The organism is Algihabitans sp., assembly GCF_965226985.1.
GTDB lineage: Bacteria > Pseudomonadota > Alphaproteobacteria > Kiloniellales > DSM-21159 > Algihabitans.
This window is the reverse complement of record NZ_OZ245712.1, coordinates 379,069-394,555: the sequence shown is the minus strand read 5'-3', so window position 1 is coordinate 394,555 and position 15,487 is coordinate 379,069. Positions and strand designations below refer to the sequence as shown.

Annotated in this window: 13 protein-coding genes; 3 read left to right on the top strand and 10 right to left on the bottom strand. The window is 63.1% G+C overall.

All coding sequences use genetic code 11. The annotated features are described in order from the left end of the window. Positions 1–58: 58 nt before the first annotated feature. Complete coding sequence (locus ACO054_RS01715) at positions 59–1,057, bottom strand: sialic acid TRAP transporter substrate-binding protein SiaP (RefSeq protein WP_421708717.1); 999 nt, start codon at positions 1,055–1,057, stop codon at positions 59–61. Between the two features lie 295 nt (positions 1,058–1,352). Here ACO054_RS01715 and ACO054_RS01710 point away from each other — a divergent pair, with 295 nt between their 5' ends. The 3 genes from ACO054_RS01710 to ACO054_RS01700 are packed head-to-tail and all read left to right on the top strand — an operon-like array spanning position 1,353 to position 4,622. Next, positions 1,353–2,933 carry a UxaA family hydrolase gene (locus ACO054_RS01710; RefSeq protein ID WP_421708716.1) on the top strand — a complete coding sequence of 527 codons (1,581 nt, stop codon included), beginning with the start codon at positions 1,353–1,355 and terminating at the stop codon, positions 2,931–2,933. A gap of 59 nt (positions 2,934–2,992) precedes the next feature. Then, positions 2,993–3,739, top strand: coding sequence for an SDR family oxidoreductase (locus tag ACO054_RS01705; protein WP_421708715.1), 747 nt, complete (start codon positions 2,993–2,995; stop codon positions 3,737–3,739). A gap of 40 nt (positions 3,740–3,779) precedes the next feature. Then, entirely contained in the window at positions 3,780–4,622 is an 843-nt protein-coding gene (locus ACO054_RS01700; protein ID WP_421708714.1) for a fumarylacetoacetate hydrolase family protein, read from the top strand. Between the two features lie 80 nt (positions 4,623–4,702). Here the strand turns inward: ACO054_RS01700 and ACO054_RS01695 are convergent, their stop codons facing one another. The 9 genes from ACO054_RS01695 to ACO054_RS01655 all read right to left on the bottom strand — a co-directional run bounded on the left by ACO054_RS01695 (position 4,703) and on the right by ACO054_RS01655 (position 15,444). Further along, entirely contained in the window at positions 4,703–6,220 is a 1,518-nt protein-coding gene (locus tag ACO054_RS01695; RefSeq protein WP_421708713.1) for a glycerol-3-phosphate dehydrogenase, read from the bottom strand. Positions 6,221–6,328: 108 nt separating this feature from the next. Next, entirely contained in the window at positions 6,329–7,372 is a 1,044-nt protein-coding gene (locus tag ACO054_RS01690; protein ID WP_421708712.1) for a 2-hydroxyacid dehydrogenase, read from the bottom strand. Beyond that, positions 7,369–8,925, bottom strand: coding sequence for an FGGY family carbohydrate kinase (locus tag ACO054_RS01685; RefSeq protein WP_421708711.1), 1,557 nt, complete (start codon positions 8,923–8,925; stop codon positions 7,369–7,371). The genes ACO054_RS01690 and ACO054_RS01685 overlap by 4 nt, the downstream gene beginning before the upstream one ends. After that, on the bottom strand, positions 8,922–10,049 hold the full coding sequence (locus ACO054_RS01680) for an ABC transporter ATP-binding protein (RefSeq protein ID WP_421708710.1): 1,128 nt from the start codon (positions 10,047–10,049) through the stop codon (positions 8,922–8,924). The genes ACO054_RS01685 and ACO054_RS01680 overlap by 4 nt, the downstream gene beginning before the upstream one ends. After that, entirely contained in the window at positions 10,046–11,164 is a 1,119-nt protein-coding gene (locus ACO054_RS01675) for an ABC transporter ATP-binding protein (RefSeq protein WP_421708709.1), read from the bottom strand. The genes ACO054_RS01680 and ACO054_RS01675 overlap by 4 nt, the downstream gene beginning before the upstream one ends. Positions 11,165–11,167: 3 nt before the next feature. After that, on the bottom strand, positions 11,168–12,025 hold the full coding sequence (locus ACO054_RS01670) for a carbohydrate ABC transporter permease (RefSeq protein WP_421708708.1): 858 nt from the start codon (positions 12,023–12,025) through the stop codon (positions 11,168–11,170). Positions 12,026–12,028: 3 nt separating this feature from the next. Then, positions 12,029–12,955, bottom strand: coding sequence for a carbohydrate ABC transporter permease (locus ACO054_RS01665; RefSeq protein ID WP_421708707.1), 927 nt, complete (start codon positions 12,953–12,955; stop codon positions 12,029–12,031). A 95-nt stretch (positions 12,956–13,050) separates the two neighbouring features. Continuing rightward, entirely contained in the window at positions 13,051–14,493 is a 1,443-nt protein-coding gene (locus ACO054_RS01660) for an extracellular solute-binding protein (RefSeq protein WP_421708706.1), read from the bottom strand. A gap of 12 nt (positions 14,494–14,505) precedes the next feature. Continuing rightward, positions 14,506–15,444 carry a sugar-binding transcriptional regulator gene (locus tag ACO054_RS01655; protein WP_421708705.1) on the bottom strand — a complete coding sequence of 313 codons (939 nt, stop codon included), beginning with the start codon at positions 15,442–15,444 and terminating at the stop codon, positions 14,506–14,508. Positions 15,445–15,487 lie beyond the last annotated feature (43 nt).

Here is a 15,487-nt window from a genome sequence, read left to right as displayed (position 1 = left end):
ACTGAAAGCCGGCGGACGAGGTGGGCTGTCGATGACGCGAGAGACTGCTGCGACAGGGCTACTTCAGTGCCTGAAGACGCTCGAAGATATCGTCCGACCAGTCGACGTTCTCACCGGTCAGGTGCGGCCTGACGGCTTCGCGAAAAGCCTCGCGGTCGACATCCTGATTCACGATCACGCCGCGCTCCTCGAACCAGGCGACCAGTTCCCGTTCGGATTGCACGATGTCCTCGGTGACGCCGCTTGCCGCCTCTTGCAGGATCTCCTGCAGGATAACCCGGTCCTCCTCCGAAAGAGCATTCCAGGTTATGCCACTGACGATCGTGAGCAGCGAAGCCTGGATGTGACCGGTCATGTTGATGTAGTCCTGCACCTCATAGAACCGCTTGGCGCGGATCGTGTTGAGAGGGTTCTCCTGCGCCTCGACGGTACCCTGCTGCAGCGCCAAATAGACTTCCGCAAAGGCGATCGGCGTTGGGTTGGCACCGACGGCATCGGGCATCATCATGTAGAGTTGAGCGTTGGGCGTCCGAACCTTAAGCCCCTCCATGTCGGTCGGACGGTCGACCTTCTTGTTGGAGGTCAGATGGCGCTCGCCGTAGTAGGCGATCGCAATGATCTGGTTTCCGGTACGCTCGCCGTAACCATCGGCCAGTTCCCGGAAAAGGTCGCTTTCGCCAAAGGCCTTCCAGTGATCGAAGTCCCGGAACACGTAGGGCGCACCGCCAATTCCGATAGGACCGTAGAAACGCCCGGCGAACTGGTTGCTGGTATAGATGATGTCGACGGTCCCGAGCCCGAGACTCTCGTTCAGATCCGCTTCCTTCCCGAGCGTGGAGGCGGGAAAGACCTCCATGGAGAGGCGTCCGTCGGTTCGCGCCTCCAGCTCGCTGGCAGCCCAGAGCGCCCACTCGTGGAAGGGCTCCGACGTCTCGTAGACATGTGCGAATTTCAGCTCCTTGGCGGCTGCCGAACCGGCCGCCAAGACCGTGCCTGCAATCGCTGCCACGGTCAGAGCCGTTAGGGCGGCTCGACCTCTGTGCATCATCCGTCTCATGAGTTCTGTTCCTCCGTCTGTTCTTCGTTATTCGTGCGTGAGCCGCCGCCTCGACGGGTCGTTCGGCTCATGATTATGTGCAAAAATATACCTTTCATACCAGTATGCCAATTTAATTTATTCATGAGATTTCAAGAATTTTTTCCGTGAGTTATTACCTACCTTTCGTGACCATCATAGCATATCGACCTTTCATACCATCATATATATAGTTGTACTGAACTGTAGGCGGGACCGAAGGAGAACCCAGGAGTTTCGCCGGTCAAAACAACTGCGCCACTTGCGGAGAAGCCTGATGAACGACTCGCAAATCCTGGTGGATGGAGGGGCCGCGCAATCGCAGTCGGCAACGCAACCGCTGCAAAGTGCGATGCGCCTCCATCGTGAGGACAACGTTCTGGTCGCTGTGCGCAAGCTCGACGAAGGCACAGCACTATGGGAAGACGGTGCGGCTTGCCGAGACCCGATTCCCGCCGGGCATAAGGTTGCCGCCTCGGGGATTGCAGCCGGAGCGCCGGTACGCAAGTACGGTCAGATCATCGGCTTCGCGACCCGCGACATTGTCGCCGGCCAGCATGTGCACAGCCACAACTGCGGTATGGGCGACTTCGCACGGGATTACGCCTTCTGCGAGGAAGCGCGCCCGACGGTCTACGTGCCGGACAGCGAGCAGGCAACGTTCCAGGGCATCCTGCGGCAAGACGGGCGGGTGGCCACACGCAATCATATCGGCGTGTTGACGACCGTGAACTGCTCTGCGACGGTCGCGCGAGCCGTGGCGGAGTCCTTCGGAGGAAGCGCTTTGGAAGCCTTCCCCAATGTCGACGGCGTGACGGCCTTCACCCATACAACCGGCTGCGGCATGGCCTCGTCCGGCGAAGGCTTCGAAATTCTGCAGCGGACGCTGCACGGCTACCTGACCCATCCGAACTTCGCCGGCATCCTGCTGATCGGCCTGGGCTGCGAGATAAACCAAATTCACAGACTGACCGAGCGCTTCGGCTTGGAGGCCGGCGAGCGCTTTCAGTACATGACCATTCAGGAGGCTGGCGGAACCCGCGCCGCGATCGCGCAGGGTAAGGCCCGTATCGAGGCGATGCTGCCGGCAGCCAACGCTGCTGTTCGGCAGCCCTTACCCGCGAGTCACCTGACTCTCGCATTACAGTGCGGCGGATCTGACGGCTACTCGGGGATCACCGCCAATCCCGCGCTCGGCGCCGCCGTGGACAAGCTCGTCCGGCATGGCGGAACCGCAATTCTGAGCGAGACGCCGGAGATTTACGGCGCCGAACACCTGCTGACGCGGCGGGCCGCCAGCCGCGAGGTGGGCGAGCGACTAATCGCCCGCGTCCGTTGGTGGGAGGACTATGCGGCCCGCCATTCCGGCACTTTGGACAACAATCCCTCGCCCGGAAACAAGGCAGGCGGCCTGACGACGATTCTCGAAAAGTCCCTCGGGGCTGCGGCTAAGAGCGGTACCACGCGTTTGGAGGCCGTCTACGACTATGCGGCCCCGATCACCGCACGGGGTTTCGTGTTCATGGACTCGCCGGGTTACGATCCTTGCTCCGTCACGGGACAGATCGCTGCAGGCGCAAACATCGTCTGCTTCACGACAGGCCGGGGGTCCGTCTCCGGCTTCAAGCCCTCCCCATCTCTGAAGCTTTGCACGAACAGCGCGACCTACCAGCGCATGAGCGACGACATGGACATCGACTGTGGCCCGGTGCTGAACGAGGGCGTTTCCATCGAAACGATGGGGGATCGCATCTTCGACCTGCTGCTGAAAACGGCTTCGGGCCAGCCGACCTGCAGCGAGGCTTTCGGCTTTGGCGACAATGAGTTTGTCCCCTGGCAAATCGGCGCCGTGATGTAGACACCCTTCCTGGGATAACGCCGACCATCAAGGACAAACAGATGGGAGAAGACGATAGAATGGGTCAGCGTTTGACCGGCAGAACCTGCCTTGTAACGGCGGCGGGTCAGGGGATCGGGCGGGCAACGGCAGTGGCTTTCGCAGACGAAGGTGCGCGCGTGATCGCCACAGACATCAACGAAAGCGCGCTCGCTTCCCTCTCCGCCGCGCGGCCGGACATTGCCGTCGAGCGCCTGGATGTCTGCGACCGGGACGCGATCCTCGCCGCCGCTCGGCAGCATCGCGAGGTAGATGTCCTGTTCAACTGCGCCGGCTTCGTCCATCACGGCACGGTCCTGGATGTCGGCGAAGACGACTACGATCTGTCCTTCGACCTGAATGTCCGCAGCGCCTTTCGGATGAGCCAGGCCTTTCTGCCGTCGATGCTCGAACGCGAGAGCGGACGCCTTCTCATGGTTTCCTCCGTAGCCTCCAGTATCAAGGGCATGGCAAATCGCTGCGTCTATAGCGCGACGAAAGCCGCACTGATCGGCTTGGTGAAGTCGATGGCGGCTGACTTCGTCGGCCAGGGTATTCGGGTCAACGCGATCTGCCCCGGAACAGTTCAGACGCCGTCGCTCGACGAGCGTATTGCCGCACAGGGCGGCAATCCTGAGGATGTCCGTCGCGCCTTCGTCGAACGCCAACCGATGGGGCGCTTGGGGCAACCGGAAGAAATCGCGGCACTTGTCGTCTACCTCGCGTCCGAGGAAAGTGCCTTTGTGACCGGCCAAGCGTTCGTGATCGACGGCGGCCTATCGATGTAAGATCCAGTAGAGACCATCATCGCCTTTCAGGGAGCATCACGTGAGACTGACCCGTTTCGGCCTGCCGGGGGCCGAGAAGCCCGCAATCCTGGACAGTGACGGCAAGCGCCGCGATCTCACCGGCGTGGTCGACGACATCGACGCCGCGGCTCTCTCACCCGAGGCCCTGAAACGTCTGGCGGACATCAATCCCGCGGATCTGCCGAGCGTCGCCGACAGCGAACGCTGGGCCCCTTGCGTGGGTGGCGTCGGCAAGATGATCTGCATCGGCTTGAACTATGCGGACCATGCCGAGGAATCCGGAATGGAGGTTCCTCCGGAACCCGTCGTCTTCTTCAAGGCAACCAGTGCCATCTGCGGTCCCTACGACGACATCGAGATACCGCGCGGTTCGACCAAGACCGACTGGGAAGTCGAGTTGGGCGTCGTGATCGGCACACAGGCAAAGTACGTCGCGCCGGACGCGGCGATGACCCATGTCGCCGGCTACTGCATCGTCAACGACGTATCCGAGCGCGACTTCCAGCTGCAGCGTGCCGGTCAATGGGTCAAAGGCAAGAGCCACGACACCTTCGGGCCGCTGGGCCCTTGGATGCTGACCGCCGATCAGGTCGCAGATCCGCAAGACTTGGCGATGTCCCTGAGCGTCGACGGACATCGCTATCAGAACGGATCGACACGGACCATGGTCTACCCTGTCGATCACCTCGTGAGCTACCTCTCGGGTTTCATGACGCTGGAGCCGGGAGACGTGATCTCGACCGGCACGCCCCCTGGTGTCGGGATGGGACAGAAGCCGCCAGTCTTTCTGCGGCCCGGTCAGGTGATGGAGCTTTCCGTCGAGGGTCTGGGCATCCAGAAACAGAGAACCGTCGCCGCCTAGAGCGGATCAGCTAAAACAGAGAACACGATGCGGCGCAGTGCGAGGGGACTCGCGGTTGCCCTCCACCAGCTGCCGTCGTTTCACGCTGCCGCTTTCATCTCCATCCAGTCCGCGAAGGCGGCCAGTTCTCCCTCGCTGAGAAAGAGACCGTGCTTGCTGCGCCTCGACAGCACGTCGTCAGGCGTTCGCGCCCATTCATGGTCGATCAGCCAGCGCACTTCACGCTCGTAGAGAAAACCGCCGAAACAGCGGCCCAAGTCATCCAGAGCGGTCGCTCCTTCGACGAGACGCGCGGCATCGGTCCCAAAGGCCCTCGCATAGTGAAGCGCCAAGCCTTCGGGCAGCCAGGGATAGGCGCTGCGGAAACCAGCGAACCAGCTTTCGAAATCCGCATCTGGAATGTCACCGCCAGGCAGCGGCGCCGAGTCCGTCCAGCCGCCTCCCATGTTCGGGAAGAAGGGCCGCAGGCGCTCCAGGGCAGCCTCGGAGAGTTTTCGATAGGTGGTGATCTTACCGCCGAAGGCGGAGAGAATGGGGGCCCGCCCCGACCCGCCGTCGAGCTCCAGTTCGTAGTCGCGCGTCACCGCAGAGGCGCCCTTGCTTTCATCGTCGTCGAATAGCGGACGAACTCCCGAATAGTCGGCCAGGACATCGTCGGGAGCGAGGGCGACCTTGAAGTAGCGATTCAAGACGTCCAGCAGGTAATCCACCTCCGCCGCGTCGATCGCCACGTCTTCCGCGCGACCGTCGAAGGGAATGTCCGTCGTACCGATGAGGGCCAAGTCGTCGAGATAGGGATTCACGAAGATCAGACGCCGGTCGCTGTTCTGCAGAACGTATCCATGATCTCCGTCCCACCAGCGCTTCAGGATGATATGGCTTCCCTTCACGAGGCGAACACGCCGCTGCGCATTCACGCCGGCCACGTTGCCGAGAACTGTCTCGACCCAGGGACCTGCCGTATTGACCAGCGCACGCGCCAGGACGCTGCGGGTCTTTCCACCGCTCTCTTCCTGCAGAACCACCCGCCAGAGGTCTCCCTCGCGGCGCGCCGAAACGCAGGCCGTGCGCGTGACGACCTCCGCGCCCAATCGGGCCGCGTCGACCGCATTCAGAACGACCAGACGGGAGTCGTCGACCCAGCAGTCGGAATAGGCGAAGGCATTGCGATAGGACTCGCGCAAGGGAGCACCCTCGGGCGCGGAGCGCAGGTTGACCGAGCGACTGCCCGGCAGACGCTTGCGGCCACCGAGGTGGTCATAGAGAAACAGGCCCAGGCGAATCAGCCAACGCGGTCTCTGCTCGGCGCTGTGGGGCAGGATCAGGCGGAGCGGCCAGACGATGTGCGGCGCCGCCGCCAAAAGGACTTCCCGTTCGATCAGGGCCTCGCGAACCAGCCTGAACTCGTAGTACTCGAGGTAGCGCAAACCGCCGTGGATGTACTTTCCGGAGCGGGAGGATGTCCCTTCGGCCAGGTCGCCCTTCTCGCAAAGAAGCACGGACAAGCCCCGTCCCGCCGCATCGCGGGCGACACCGGCACCGTTCACACCGCCTCCGATCACCAGAAGATCGACGGTCCGTTCAATCTCTTGCGTCATGGCATCCACTCTCTTGCCGGACTACCTTCGATTCCCTGAACTCTAGAAACTCTCGTTTCTCTCCAAAAGGTCGCCAGGACGTACCTGATCTCTGGTCCATAGGGCGCCTCAGCACCGGTTTAGCGGAGGTTCGCCCGCGAGATGACGCCGCACCTCCTCGGCCGCACTGCGGGCCGCGATCTTGACGGTCTTCAAAGAGGCACCAGCGATGTGCGGCGTCAGAGTCACGTTGGGAAGCCGCAGCAACGGCCAATCGACCGGGACAGGCTCGACCGCGAAGGTCTCCAGCATGGCACCGCGCAAACGGCCGCCCGCAAGCGCCTCGTAGAGCGCCTCATAGTCGACCAAGGGGCCGCGTGCCGTATTGATCAGCACGGCACTTGGCTTCATGCGCGCAAAGGCATCCGCGCCAATGAAGCTGGTCGTTTCTTCGGTGACCCGAGCATGCAGGGTAACGACGTCCGATTGGTCCAGAAGCTGTTCGAGATCAAGCAGACGCACGCCGTCTTCGACGTCCTTGGGATCGAGCTGAACGTAAGGATCGGCTACCAGGATACGCGCGCCGAACGCCTTCAGCAGCCGCACCACCCGCGTTCCGATCGCCCCGTAGCCGACGACGCCGACGGTTAACTCTGACAGCTCCTCGCCCACGTTGTCGGCTCGGTAGAGATCGCCGCGCCAGGTCTGCTGTCTCAGGGCGTCGTGCCCTCGGGTGATGTTCCGCGTCTCCGCGAGGATCGCACCCAGGGCAAACTCCGCGACGGCGGAGGCGTTGCGGCCCGGCGCATTGACAACTATCACGCCGCGTTCGCGCGCCGCCGCCATGTCGACGTTCACCGGGCCGCCGCGCGTGACGGCAACCAAACGCAGATCCGGCAGACGATCCAGGATCCCGGCGGACAGGGGTGCGAGATGTGTCACCAGGATCGGCGCCGCCGCCACGTGTTCGACGATACTGTCGGGGTCGCCCATATACTCCTTGAGCCCGTCGAGACCCGGGGGGCCGTCGTAGCCCTGAACCATCGGTTCGTCGGGCCAGGGCAACTCGAGAGACCTGCAGCGAAGTCTGCCGTCGCAAACCTTGGAGAGTTCTTCCTCGAAGACCGACGGCAACATGAAGCGGTCGCCGATGATCGCAATTTCGGTCGTCATGCCCTACCTCGCGCTTGCGCCAGTTCGTTCCAGACCGGACGAAGCGCCTGTCGTGTTTCGAGATAGACGGGAAAGAGCGACCCATAGTGTTTGGACAGCTCGCTATCTCCGGTTTCGGGGGGACCGAGCAGAGGGGTAACCCATTCGGACACGCAGGCCTCCAAGTCGGAATAGAGGCCCTGCTGGACCGCCGCGATCATGACGGCGCCGGCAGCCCCCGCCTCCTTACGTTCCACCGTCCGCACCGGCACGGCAAGAACCGAGGCCAGGATGTGCCGCATGGCGCGAGAGGCGGCCGCGCCGCCGGTCACCCGGATCTCTGAAGGGACGGCCCCCAGGGCGCCGTAGCAGTCACGCGCGGCGAAGGCGAGGCCCTCGTAGACGCTGCGAAGCAGATCGAAGAAGCCCGTGGTCTGATCCAGCCCTAGGAAGCTGGCGCGCGCATCGGGTTCGGTGAAGGGACCGCGCTCTCCGGCCGACGAGATATAAGGATGGTAGAGCGCCGCCCCGGCGCGCGCCGAAAGGACCCGCTCGTCCAGTCCCTGCAGAAGATCGCCGCGACTGCGCGTGACGCACTCCAGGGATAGCACCTCACGGGCGATATCCAGCATCCAGTCGAGATTGAGCGTGGCCGCCATGTTGGTCTGCATCTGCGCGTAGGACGAACCGGGGAAAGCCATGGTGTACCCACAGTGCTCTGCGTTCAGCTCGACCTCCCGGTCCGAAGCGGCATAGCGCATGTGCATCCCGGTGGAGCCCAGCACGCTCAAGCCGGGGCGCAAAGCGGGATCGCAGAGACCGCCCCCCAAGGCCGAACACATGATGTCGACATATCCCAGGATCACAGGAAGACCAGCTTTGAGACCGACCGCGGTAGCCGCCTCCGACGTCAGCGTACTCGCAGTCCGGGCACCGTCGACGACGGGCGGCAGAAGGCGACGACAGTCCTCCAGATCCAAGGCTTCCAGGACGGCATCCGAGTAAGTCCGCGTCCGGAAATCGCCGAAGGTGAAGACCCCCTCGGTCGGACAGGTCGCTCTTTCTCCAGTCAAACGGAAATAGATCCAGTCCTTGGGGTGCAAGGCGGTCGCCGCACGCTCAAGCAGCTCCGGCTTGCGTCGTTTCATCCAGCGTAGCTGGGTGCGCATCTGACAGGCGTTCAGCCCGGTGCCGGTGACGCGGTAGACGAGTTCCGCCTCGGGTGAACCGCGCAAGGCCCGAACCTCCACAGCCGCACGGGAATCGAGCCAGATCCAGCCATCATGAACCGGTTCACCTGCCCGGTCGATCAGCCAGCAACCGTCACCCTGACCGGTAACGGCGAGCGCTGCCGTTCGCTGCGACAGGCCGGGAGCCTTGTCCAGCAGAGTGCGCAGAACTGCCGCAGCATCGCCCCAGGTACGCTGCATGTCCTGCTCGGCACCGCCGTCCGGCAAGGCCCGATAGCTGTTGGGAAGACTGGCGGCAGCGATCTGTCGACCGTCCGCTTCGAAAGCCACGGCCTTGATCAGCGAGGTTCCGCTGTCGATCCCGATAAGTACCGGTCCGCTCACGCCGAGCGACCTCCATGACTGACCGCGACACCGCTTTCGACGTCGAAGAAGTGCAGGTCTTCGGCTGCGAAGGCGATCGCGATCCGCTCGCCAGGATGCACGGCGGCACGTCGGTGTTCGACGGCAACCAGGGATCCGCCCGCAAAGTCGGCCGCAATATGGGATTGATCGCCGAGCCATTGGTTCACCGTGACACTGGCCGGAAGCCCCTCCGGTACCAATTGCACCGCATGAGGACGCACCCCGATCGAGACCCGGCCGCGCTCAAGAAGGTTTAGGTACACCGTCTCGTCGAATGCCGTGGCGGCATAGTCCAGTTCGACGTCGCCTCCCAAGCGCAGGTTCAAGCGTCCTGCGGCCGAGCGCACTTCGGCGGTGAAGACGTTCATCGGGGGTTCGCCGATGAAGGTTCCGGTAAAGAGATTAGCCGGCCTGTCCTTCAGGGCGGCGGGGCTCGCGAACTGCTGCAGCTCGCCGTCCTCCATGACCGCGATCCTATCGGCAAGCGCATTTGCCTCCGCCTGATCGTGGGTGACCAGGATGGCGGTCATCCCGCGCTCCTTGATGTGATGCTTGATCCGGCCGCGCAGCAGAGCGCGCAGTTGCGGCTCCAGCTGCCCCATTGGCTCGTCCAACAGATGAAGGGCGGCATCCCTGACCAGCGCTCGTCCGAGACTCGCGCGCTGCTGTTGACCGCCGGAAATGGACGAGGGGTAGCGCTCCAGAATGTCTTCGATTTCCAGCAGGTGTGCGATCTCGTCAACTCGGCGCTGCGTATCGTCTCGCGACAGCTTCGCCGACTTGAGGGCGAAGGCGATATTCTCCCTGACCGTCAGCGGCGGGTAGAGCGAGTACCCCTCGAAGGCCATGGCGACGTTGCGCCGTGCGGGAGGCAGGGACTGGACCTCCGTTCCTTGCAGCCGGATCGTCCCTGCCGTCACCTCCTCGAACCCGGCGATCATACGCAGCGTCGAGGTCTTACCGCAGCCGGAGGATCCCAGCAGCGCGACGATTTCACCCTGATCCACCCGCATGTTCAGCCTGCGAACGGCCTGAACCGGACGAGCGCTACCGGGGTTATAGACCTTATCGATCCCCTCGAGGGTCAAGGCTGCACCGCTCATGCCGCAGCCCCCCGGACGTCGGTATCGCTACGTTGCGGCGCGATCCTCAAACCGGTCTCCCGGTCGAACAGCAGGGCATGAGCACTGTCGACGGCAATGTGAGCCGTTCCCTCCGTAGGTCCGGCTTCACCGGACGGGCGCGAGACCAGGATCTCGCGCCCGCGCGCTGTGGTCACCAGGGTCACGGCCTTCTCGTTAAGAGGTGTTTCCGCCTCGATGGTGACAGGGATCGCACCGTGGGCACCGGACTCGACAAAGCGAATCGCCTCCGGCCGCAAGCCGAGCGAACAAGGCCGGCCGACGGCGTGGCCGAGTCCCGGATCGATTGGAGCCCTGAGCTTCGACAGACGCACGAATGGGCCCTGAGCATCCTCCTCGGGCACCACATCGAGCACATTGACGGTGGGATCGCCAAACAAGCGGGCAATTTCGAGCGAAGCCGGCGAAAGGTAGATCTCCTCCGGGCTGCCGACCTGCGCGATCCTGCCGCCGAACATCACGGCGATGCGGTCGCCCAAGGCCATGGCCTCCTTGTAGTCCTGCGTGACGTAGAGCGTGCTCGCGCGCTCAGCCGCAAGCAGGCGTGGGAGCTCCAGGCGCATTTCGAACCGCAGCTTGGCATCGACGTTACGCAGGGGATCGTCGAGCAGAAGAAGAGACGGCGCTGCGGCCAAGGCGCGAGCCAGCGCCGTGCGCTGTTTCTGACCGTTCGAGAGCGCGCGCGGCCGATGGCCGAGAACATGGTCGATCTTGAGCAGGCGCGCGACGCGCTCCACCCCCTCCCGCACGCGCTCGGCCGTATTGCGCCTTGCCGCCAGGGGACTGGCGATGTTGTCGAACGCGTCCATATGCGGAAAGAGGGCGAAGTTCTGGAATGCCATGCCGATGTTGCGCAGCTCCGGCGGTACATCGCGCATGTCCTCTCCATTCAGACGCACGTCGCCGCCGTCGGGCTCGATCACGCCAGCGATTACGCGCAGGAGGACCGTCTTACCCGCGCCCGAAGGACCGAAGAGAACCAGGGTCTCGCCTTCGTCCACCTTCAGCGTGACTGCGTCCAGGACGGTCTCGTTCTTGAAGCGCTTGACGATGTCCAGAAGCTCAATAGCCGCCATGTCTCACCCTTTCACGGCGCCGAGCGACAGTCCCTCGACGAGATAGCGTTGTGCGTAGATCGCCAGGGCAAGCGTCGGCGCGATCGACAGGACGATGGCCGCCGCGATCTGGCCGAACTGAATGCCGGAGGCCGTCACGAAGGCAAGAGCGCCGACCGTGACGGGCTGCTTGTCCGCGGACCCGAGAACGAGTGCGAAAACGAAGTTGTTCCAGGCGAAGATGAAGGCCAGCAACCCGGCCGCCGCGATGCCCGGCCCCGCCAGCGGTAGCGCGATCTTCCGGAAAGTGGAGAACCAGGAATGCCCAGCGATGCGGTAAGCATACTCCACATCGGCGGGAATATCCTCGAAGTAGCCGCGCACGATCCAGAGGATCAAGGGCAGGCAGATCAGCTGATAAACCCAGATCAGGCCGATGTAGGTATCGGCCAGTCCCACGTCCTGGAAATAGAGAGCCAGCGGCAGAACGACCAGCAAGGGCGGTGCGAAACGGAAGGACAAAAGGGTAAAGGCCATGTCCTCCGAACCGCGGAACCTGTAACGCGCAAAGGCATAGGCCGCCGGAACCCCGAGCAGCAGCGCGACCGCGACGGAGGAAACGGAGAGGATCACCGAGTTCTTCAGATTCTGCATGAAAGAGATGTCGAGAGTTCCCGCTGCTGTCTCCAGTCGGCCCGTCAGAAGCGCTACGTAGTTGGAGAGCGTGGGCGTGAAGACCATCGAAGGCGGATTGCGGAGGATCGTCTCGTTTGTCTGAAACGACATGAGGAGGATCCAGAAGATCGGGAAAATGAAGAAGGTCACGATCGCCGCAATCGCGACGCCCCTCAGGATCCGTTCCAAGGTCGAGGTGTGTTCCATCGCTCAAGCCTGCCCGTGGGTGCGCTCGCGCAGGCGCAGCCAGTTCTTGATGAAGACGTTGGAGATCGCGAAGGTGATCGCCCAGAGGATCAGCAGCAGAGCCGCCGACCGCCCGACATTGGTGGATTGGAAGAAGTTCAAGTAGGCCTCGACCTGAAACACCATCAAGGTGTTTCCGGGACCGCCCTGTGTCATGGCGTAGATGATGTCGAACTGCTGGATCGACTCCAGAACGCGAAAGAGCGCGGCCGTCAGGATATAGGGTGTCAGCATCGGCAAGGTGATGCGAAAGAAGACGAAGCTGCGCGGCACGCCATCCAACGCCGCGGCCTCAAAGGGTTGACGCGGCAGACTGCGCAAACCCGCCAAGAGAAGAATCATGATGAAGGGCGTGTAGACCCAGGTGTCGACCAGAACGACCGTGAAAAGTGCGGTTTCGGGCGAGGACGCCCAACGAAAGTCGTCGAACCCCACTAGGGAGACGAAGTAGCTGAGAATCCCGAAGTTGGGGTTGGTCATCAGCTTCCACATCAGGGCCGCCAAGGCTGGCGCCGTCATCAGCGGAAGCAGAAGCATGATCGAGACGAAGTTGTTGAGCCGCGTGCGCTTCTGCAGCAGCAGGGCGATTCCCAGACCGAGCAAGAGTTGAAAACCGACCGTCAGAATCGTGTAGGCAAGGGAGACTTGAAGGGTATTCCAGAAGCTGGGGTCGGTCAGAAGTTGCCAGTAGGTCTGACCCCAGTTCATCTCTCGCGCCCAGGGCTGACTCAGGCGGTAGCGTTGCAGCGAGTAGTAGACGGCCGTGAAGAAGGGAATGAGAATTCCAATGCAGACCAGCAAGGCCGGCAGGCTCAGAAGATAAGGCAGCGCACGCGTTCCGATCCGGAACCTGCGGCGCGCGAGACTATTCAACTCGGCGGTTGCGGCCATGGGAGGTACTCGTCGTCATGCAGCTGTCCTGCGCACTCGGTTCGATCCGGCAAGCCACCGCGTCGCCTCCGGGAGACGACGCGGCGGCCCGCAGATCAGCCTAGGCCGGCTTCGGCAAGCTGCCGGTTGACGCTGTCCGCGAGGCGGTCGAGGCCCTCGTCGACGGGAACCTGCCCCGCCACCATCTGCTGCAAGGAGGCCGCCCACTCTGTCGTGAGATCGAAGAAGAGAGGCTGCGGTGTGAAATAGATCTGCGCCCCGGGCGCCGAGGTTTCGTACTGGTTCACGTAGCCGGGATAGGACCCGTCCATGCGTCCCCGGAACGCCTCGTCGGACCAGACCGACTGACGCACCGGATTCACGAAGTCCTTCTCGCGCGCTCCCATCAAAGCGTGCTCGGCACCGGACGCCCACTGCAGGAAGTACCAGGCGGCGTCGGGGTTCCTGGAGAAGGACGACATCGCGAGCGACCAGATCCAGACGTTCGGTGTCGGCGCCGCTGCTGCAGGGTTTGCCGCGAAGGGGGCATATCCCAAGTTGCCCGCCTGGGCGTTGTCGCCACCGTTCATGAAAAAGCCCAGGATATCGGCGTCGAAGATCATCGCCGAGGCGCCGGCGCCGAGATCGCTTCCCACCTGATACCAGGTGTAAGTTGACCAGTTCCTCGGACCGCTGTCCTGGATCATCTTGACCCACTGAGCATGGAACGCCTTCGACTCCGGCGTGTTCATCGCCGCCGAGAGCTGTCCCTCGGAGGAGACGTTCAGGTCCTTCTGGCCGAAGTTGGCATAGGCCGAGAGGAAGCCCGGATGGATCGTCGCCCAGGAGCGCGAACCGCGCACCCCGATGCCGTAGGCCCCCTCGATGTCGCGGTTGAGCTTGGCCGCCGTTTCCGCCAGTTGATCCATGTTCTCAGGCGGCGTGACCCCGGCCTGATCGAACATCATGCGATTGTAAGAGAGGTTGTTCAGCTCGAAGCCCCAGGGGATACACCACTGCTTCGCACCCTCGCCGCCCAGGTCGTCGCCGGGGCGTCCGCTCCAGGCCGTCGACGCGCGCAGGCCCGGTAGCACATCGTCCCAGCCGTAACCCGGCGCGGTCTTCTCCGGATCCTGGATCCACTCGGCAAGGTCGCTGCACCAGCCCGCCGGACCGTAGGTCCAGGTCATGTAGGCACCGGTCATGAAGGCATCGTACTCGCTGGAGCGCGATGCGAGAGCCGCCGTGACCTTGTCGAAGTAGACGTCCTCCGGGAAGACGTCATAGGCGACTTCCATGCCCGTCAGCGACTTGAAGCTGTCGAGATTCGCGATCATCGCGTCGGTGTAGGGGTGCTTGTTGAGAAGCAGTTTGACACCGCTGCCGCTATGGCGCTTCCAGTCGAAGTCCTGGGCCAGGGCTTGGGTCGTCGCCCGGTTGATCAGAAGATCGGCCGTCGCGGCGGTGACGCCAAGCGCAGCGAGACCGCGCAGAAGTCCCCGCCGGCTGACCTGCCCGCGGACGAAGGCCTGAACAAGGTCCTTTTCCTTCTCATACATCGTTTTTCCTCCCTAAGGGTCATTTGCTCCGGGGGTTTTCCCCCGCTTCTCTTGATCGTTTTCTTCGCCGCCGCGAACCAACCTTCCGGCCGTCGCCTCATCGGTAATCAGACCGGTGAAGAGACCGCTCCGTAGGGCCGCATCGAGGGCGGCAACCTTCTGTTCGCCTCCTGCGATGGCGTGAACCTCACGGCCGCGCAGGCTGGCGAGATGCGGCGCCATGACTCGTCCGTCGTAGGGCGTCGAGACAATGTGGCCCTCGGCGTCCAGGAACTGTCCCAAGACCTCGGCGCGCGCGCCGAGCCGACGCAGTTCACGCAACGAGGTTTCGGAATCGAAGACATTGGCATGTGCGACGCTGCCCGACATGTCGACAGAACCGATACCGAGAATGCAGACCGTCGCCGCCTCGATGGTTCTCATGATCTCGGCCAAGCCCGCTTGCTCCAGCAAGCTGCTCCGATCCTCGGGCGTGTTCACGAACATGGGCGCCGGCATCAGGTAGGCTTCAGCGCCCGTCTTCTCGGCCAGGCGGTGGATCACGTCGTAGGGATTGGCCGCGAACTTGCGAGTCAACCCGCCGAGGATCGAGACGAATCGCGCACCCTTGGCCTCGTAGCTCGGCATCATGTCGACCATCGCGGCCATGGTGCGACCGTGGCCGACACCGATGACCTCGTGAGCCGCACGGTCGAGCAGTCCCATCAGGAAGGACGCGCCAGCAAGGCCAAGTGCGCGCAGGGGAATAGCACCAGCTTCGCCAAGATCTGGCACAACCGTGCAGTTCGCCAGTCCGTAGCGCCGCATGACCTCGGCCTCGAGCGAGACGCAGGCCGAGACCTCGGCGTCGACGAAAACGCGGACCAAGCCGTCCTTGGCAGCGCGCGCGATCATCCGATGAGCACGGGTGGTGGGAATGCCGAAGCGGTTTGCGATCGCACTCTGCGTCATCCCGCCGGCGTAGTGCAACCAAGCTGCACGCGCGGCGAGATCT

Excerpts from the sequence above, each read along its gene's own strand:
- ACO054_RS01715 (WP_421708717.1), bottom strand. The coding sequence starts at position 1,057 with ATGAGACGGATGATGCACAGAGGTCGAGCCGCCCTAACGGCTCTGACC.
- ACO054_RS01710 (WP_421708716.1), top strand. The coding sequence starts at position 1,353 with ATGAACGACTCGCAAATCCTGGTGGATGGAGGGGCCGCGCAATCGCAG.
- ACO054_RS01705 (WP_421708715.1), top strand. The coding sequence starts at position 2,993 with ATGGGTCAGCGTTTGACCGGCAGAACCTGCCTTGTAACGGCGGCGGGT.
- ACO054_RS01695 (WP_421708713.1), bottom strand. The coding sequence starts at position 6,220 with ATGACGCAAGAGATTGAACGGACCGTCGATCTTCTGGTGATCGGAGGC.
- ACO054_RS01690 (WP_421708712.1), bottom strand. The coding sequence starts at position 7,372 with ATGACGACCGAAATTGCGATCATCGGCGACCGCTTCATGTTGCCGTCG.
- ACO054_RS01680 (WP_421708710.1), bottom strand. The coding sequence starts at position 10,049 with ATGAGCGGTGCAGCCTTGACCCTCGAGGGGATCGATAAGGTCTATAAC.
- ACO054_RS01675 (WP_421708709.1), bottom strand. The coding sequence starts at position 11,164 with ATGGCGGCTATTGAGCTTCTGGACATCGTCAAGCGCTTCAAGAACGAG.
- ACO054_RS01670 (WP_421708708.1), bottom strand. The coding sequence starts at position 12,025 with ATGGAACACACCTCGACCTTGGAACGGATCCTGAGGGGCGTCGCGATT.
- ACO054_RS01665 (WP_421708707.1), bottom strand. The coding sequence starts at position 12,955 with ATGGCCGCAACCGCCGAGTTGAATAGTCTCGCGCGCCGCAGGTTCCGG.
- ACO054_RS01660 (WP_421708706.1), bottom strand. The coding sequence starts at position 14,493 with ATGTATGAGAAGGAAAAGGACCTTGTTCAGGCCTTCGTCCGCGGGCAG.
- ACO054_RS01655 (WP_421708705.1), bottom strand. The coding sequence starts at position 15,444 with ATGACGCAGAGTGCGATCGCAAACCGCTTCGGCATTCCCACCACCCGT.